Source organism: uncultured Oscillibacter sp. (assembly GCF_910579365.1).
Taxonomy (GTDB): domain Bacteria; phylum Bacillota; class Clostridia; order Oscillospirales; family Oscillospiraceae; genus Oscillibacter.
Genome location: NZ_CAJTUX010000088.1, coordinates 1 through 4,269, shown reverse-complemented (window position 1 = coordinate 4,269; position 4,269 = coordinate 1). Strand labels below are relative to the sequence as shown.

At 51.2% G+C, this 4,269-nt stretch carries 8 protein-coding genes and 1 pseudogene; 8 read left to right on the top strand and 1 reads right to left on the bottom strand.

Annotation, left to right across the window (positions count from 1 at the left end):
* The first annotated feature begins 88 nt into the window (after positions 1-88).
* The 6 genes from QZ329_RS13905 to QZ329_RS13880 all read left to right on the top strand — a co-directional run bounded on the left by QZ329_RS13905 (position 89) and on the right by QZ329_RS13880 (position 2,748).
* A complete protein-coding gene (locus QZ329_RS13905; protein WP_295753603.1) occupies positions 89-313 on the top strand; it encodes a PC4/YdbC family ssDNA-binding protein in 225 nt (74 codons plus the stop codon).
* 63 nt (positions 314-376) lie between these two features.
* Positions 377-568 carry a hypothetical protein gene (locus QZ329_RS13900; RefSeq protein WP_295753599.1) on the top strand — a complete coding sequence of 64 codons (192 nt, stop codon included), beginning with the start codon at positions 377-379 and terminating at the stop codon, positions 566-568.
* Positions 569-1,816, top strand: a complete 1,248-nt coding sequence (locus tag QZ329_RS13895; RefSeq protein WP_295753598.1) for a recombinase family protein — start codon at positions 569-571, stop codon at positions 1,814-1,816.
* Positions 1,817-1,829: 13 nt separating this feature from the next.
* Positions 1,830-2,240 carry a DUF4368 domain-containing protein gene (locus tag QZ329_RS13890; RefSeq protein ID WP_295753597.1) on the top strand — a complete coding sequence of 137 codons (411 nt, stop codon included), beginning with the start codon at positions 1,830-1,832 and terminating at the stop codon, positions 2,238-2,240.
* Positions 2,215-2,376: a hypothetical protein gene (locus tag QZ329_RS13885; RefSeq protein ID WP_295753596.1), complete on the top strand. Its 162-nt coding sequence runs from the start codon at positions 2,215-2,217 to the stop codon at positions 2,374-2,376. Before QZ329_RS13890 ends, QZ329_RS13885 begins: the two co-directional genes overlap by 26 nt.
* 72 nt (positions 2,377-2,448) lie before the next feature.
* Positions 2,449-2,748, top strand: coding sequence for a hypothetical protein (locus QZ329_RS13880; protein ID WP_295753595.1), 300 nt, complete (start codon positions 2,449-2,451; stop codon positions 2,746-2,748).
* A 26-nt stretch (positions 2,749-2,774) separates the two neighbouring features.
* On the opposite strand, the gene QZ329_RS13875 is transcribed toward QZ329_RS13880, so the two are convergent.
* Positions 2,775-3,146 carry a helix-turn-helix transcriptional regulator gene (locus QZ329_RS13875; protein WP_295753594.1) on the bottom strand — a complete coding sequence of 124 codons (372 nt, stop codon included), beginning with the start codon at positions 3,144-3,146 and terminating at the stop codon, positions 2,775-2,777.
* A gap of 200 nt (positions 3,147-3,346) precedes the next feature.
* Between QZ329_RS13875 and QZ329_RS13870 the strand changes: the two genes are divergently transcribed.
* Both QZ329_RS13870 and QZ329_RS13865 read left to right on the top strand, forming a co-directional pair.
* Positions 3,347-4,012 carry a response regulator transcription factor gene (locus QZ329_RS13870; protein WP_295753593.1) on the top strand — a complete coding sequence of 222 codons (666 nt, stop codon included), beginning with the start codon at positions 3,347-3,349 and terminating at the stop codon, positions 4,010-4,012.
* Positions 4,009-4,269, top strand: a pseudogene (locus tag QZ329_RS13865) (sensor histidine kinase); the annotation flags it as partial. The gene QZ329_RS13870 and the pseudogene QZ329_RS13865, both read left to right, overlap by 4 nt.

The following is a 4,269-nucleotide window of genomic DNA, read 5'->3' as shown; positions in this document are numbered from 1 at the left end:
TGGAGGAAACCATCATCCGTCTTTTGGAACGGGAATTGCGGCGCAAGCGGAACCGGGAGAGCCGGTAATCAAAAAGGGTGGTCTGATGATGAAAAGCATTGATATGAAAATCACGGAAGAAATCGCCGTTCTGTCGGTCAGCGGCAGCGGCTACACCAAGGAAATCAACCTGGTATCATGGAACGGCGCGGAGCCGAAGTACGATATTCGCAGTTGGTCGCCGGGGCGGGAGAAATGCGGCAAGGGTATCGTGCTGACGCAGGGTGAAGCGAAAAACCTCTTTCTGGCCTTGCAAAAAGTTTTGTTTGAATGATGTTTGCGAGGGGGAACGCCTGCGGGCGCTCCCCCTCTGTGCTTGATGGGAGGGTATACGGCTATGGCGAAAAAAGTTATACGTCCGAAGATAACGTTACAGCCGGTCTATTCGGGCGGCGCGGATATGCGGGAGGTATTCATCTCCCTGCTGGTGGATGCTGTGCGGCGTGGGAAATGCCCCGTTCGCACCTTTGAGAATGTGAAAGATGCGCATTACAATGAGGACAGAAATCAGGAAAAGGAGGTCATCTGAATGGGTGTTTTACGGACAGCCCTCTACTGCCGCCTGTCGAAAGACGATATGGCCCAGGGGGACAGCGAGAGTATCAGGACGCAAAAGGCCATGCTGACCCAATACGCCAGAGAGCATAATTTTTTGGTGGTGGAGGTCTATGTGGACGACGGATGGAGCGGCCTTAATTTCGACCGTCCAGATTTTAACCGTATGCTGGACGACATCGAAGCGGGCAAAATTGATGTGGTCATCACCAAGGATTTATCCCGGTTGGGCCGCGACCATTTGAAGGTGGGGCATTTTACAGAAATTTACTTTCCGATGAAGAATATCCGCTATATCGCGGTCAATGACTGCGTGGACACCGCCAACAAGAACAACGACATAGCGGCGCTGAAAAACGTCATGAACGAGTTTTACAGCCGGGACAATTCCCGCAAAATCCGTTCGTCCATACGAGCCAGGGCAAAGGCGGGGCTTTACCGTTCATCCTTTAATCCCATCGGCTACCGCAAGGCCCCGGATAACCACAATAAGCTGATTGTGGACGAGGAAACGGCGTGGATCGTGAAGCGGATATTCGAGTATGCCAACGCTGGTATGGGGACGAACAAAATTGCCACGTTATTCCGTCAGGAGCAAGTGCCCTGTCCCTCCTGGTGGCTCCATCAACGAGGGGAGAAACAGTATCAGAAACGCTTTGAAAACCCGGCTAACAAATATGAGTGGTCGCATACAGTTATCCGTAATATCATTGGCAATCCTCTTTATCTCGGACACACTGTGATGTGCAAAACAGAAATTGTGTTTAAGGTTGGAAAATTCAAAAAAGTCCCCGAAGCGGAGCAGATACGGGTAGACAACACCCATGAGCCGTTGGTGTCACAAGAGGTATTTGACGGGGCAAACGCCAAAATCCTGAGCCGTAGACGCGATACGACTGACAATTTTGTATCTATTTTTTCCGGGCTGGTGAAGTGTGGGACGTGCGGGAAGGCGCTGGGCCTGCGCTACTGGACGGGGAAACGGCACAGGGTTTACGTCTGTACCACCTATGCCCATAACACGAAAGCGTGTACCGACCACCGCATTTTCTATGATGACCTGTACGACGCGGTTTTGGCCGACATCCAGTACCACGCCCAGCTTGCCTATGAGGACAGGGACAAGGCCGTTGCCCTGGCAATCAGGATGAATGACAAAGCGGAGGGCAGCAGGGCGAAAAGCAGCGAGGGCAAGCTGAAGCAGGGCCGGGAGACGCTATGATGAAGTGACCCGGATGTTTGACCGACTGTATGAGGATTCCCTGTCCGGGCGTATCTCCAATGACAATTTCACCCGGCTGGTGGACAAGTATCAGGCAGAGCAGGCCCAGCTTCTGGAGCAGATCGACGCGCTGGAGCAGGCCATGCAGGAGGTCAGGGACACCCGGCAGAACGCGATACAGTGGGCCGACCTGATGGCGGAGTACGCCGGTATCCAGGAATTGACCGCCGAAACCCTCAATCTCTTGGTGGAACGCATTGAGGTTTTTGACCGGGCGGCGACAGATGACGGAGTGGAGCAGACCATCCGTATCTGTTACCGCTTCGGCGGTTACATAGGGGAGCGGTGTTTCAGGGCAAGAGTGCTGAAACATCCGTCCCGAAAGAAAGGGGCGGACAATGAAAAAACATTACTTGTATCTTGATGAAGCGGAGTGGCGGCGGCTGGTGTTCTATCTGAACGAGTTCCGCAACAAACTGATCGCCCAAGGGCGCTATACCGACTGCGTGGACGAACTGCTGGTAAAGACAATCAGCGCAAAGACAGTAAAAATACGATGATGGGGGTATTATGATGGAAAAATCTATCTTTGAGCAAATGGGCGGTACATATGAAATGCGGGGGGATTATTTATGATGACATTTGAAAAGGTGTTAGAGGTTTTCGGGGACTACCTCAAACAAGACCCGCTATATGAGGTCATTACCACCAGCCACGGCTATACGCTGATGGCCTGGGAACCGAAAAGGGACGACTGGTACAAGGCCAGATATATGGCGACCCCAAAAATTTTGATGAATAGCCTGTTGGACACCTACGCAAGTTTTATGGAAGATCAGATAACCGACAATGAGCGGGATTTGACCGAACAGGAAACCGCCGAGATAAAAAGACAGTGTGATTTGCTCCGGGCCAGGTGCATGGGGCAATAGCGGCAGAGCGGGACAGGAGGGCGCGGTCAAGCGTCCTCCTGTCCGTTTGGTTGGGCCTGTTCAATCTGCACGATTTCTTTTGCTGTTGCGGTCACGATCCGCAACCCGTTATCGCCCATGCCATCCAGCAGAACATCAAGCTGGCGGCGCTGGGTGTCCTTCCCTATGGGCCGCTCCAAAAGGAATTGGTCAACGGATATGTTGTAGCGCAGCATTAGTTCAAAGAAGATTTGCAGGCTTGGGTGCTGGCCCTTGTTCTCAATGTTGGCAAGATAGCGCGGGGATAAGTACATCTCGTCACATACCTTTTTCCGGCTCTCCTTGCGTTCCAGCCGCGCCGCCTTGATTGCCGCCCCAAAAGCCTTGAAATCATATCGTGGTACGGGCCTTTTTGCCATATTCATATCACCCTGTTACATTCTACTGTTCATCTCTTGGTTTGGATATGTCTATACAATTCTATTCTTTAGCTTTAATAATTCCTATTGCTGGGAGAATGATTTAATCACATTTAATTGACCGTACATATTTTTGCTGTTAGAATTTCATATACATTCCACATTTGTGTGCTACACTGCATCCAAAAGGAGGTGCGCTGATGGCAACACTGCTGATTGTCGAGGACGACTGCAAAACCAACGATGCAATTTGTGAATACCTAAAGCCAGCGGGCCACAAGGTTATCCCAGCATACGACGGTGGAGAAGCGTTACAGCTTTTCCGTGAGAACAGCATCGACCTTGTTGTGCTGGACATTATGCTGCCCCACGTCAGCGGCCTGTCTGTCCTGCATGAGATACGGCAAACAAACGCAACACCTATTCTGATGCTCACAGCTATTGAGGACGAATATACCCAAGTCAGAAGTTTTGACGAGCAGGCCGATGACTACATGACAAAGCCCTTTTCTATGGTATTGCTGGGGAGGCGGATTACCGCCCTTTTGCGTCGAAGCGGGCAGGCCCCGTTACCCCAAACGATAACCTTTGGCGATGTGACCGTCGATTTCTCCGGCTACACCGCCAGCGACAGCGCCGGGAAGATCGACATCATGCCCAAGGAAATTGATCTGCTCCGGCTGCTGGTGGAACATAAAGGACTGGTGCTGACCCGCTCGCAGATTTTGGACGAACTGTGGGGCGCTGACTATCCGATCATCGACCGAACTGTGGACACCTACATCAAAAATCTGCGGAAAAAACTGCGGCTTGACTGCATCGTAACAGTCAAGGGTATCGGCTATAAATATGAGGTGCAGCCATGAAACGCTTAAAATTGTTTCCGAAGATATTTCTCTATACCATGAGCATCATGTTATTTGTCGTTGTTGTCACGCATGGGCTAATCTATCTGCTTGCCCCACAGATGCAGCTTGCATTGAGTACCCAAGATGATGTTCTTGTCAGCATCCGGCAGGAGCAGTTTGTGACCGAGGCAGTAGAAAAAGCCCTGCTTATCTCGTTAATCTGTTCCCTGCTGATTTCCGTTGTCTGTTCCCTCCTGTTTTCCAAAGCGATTGCC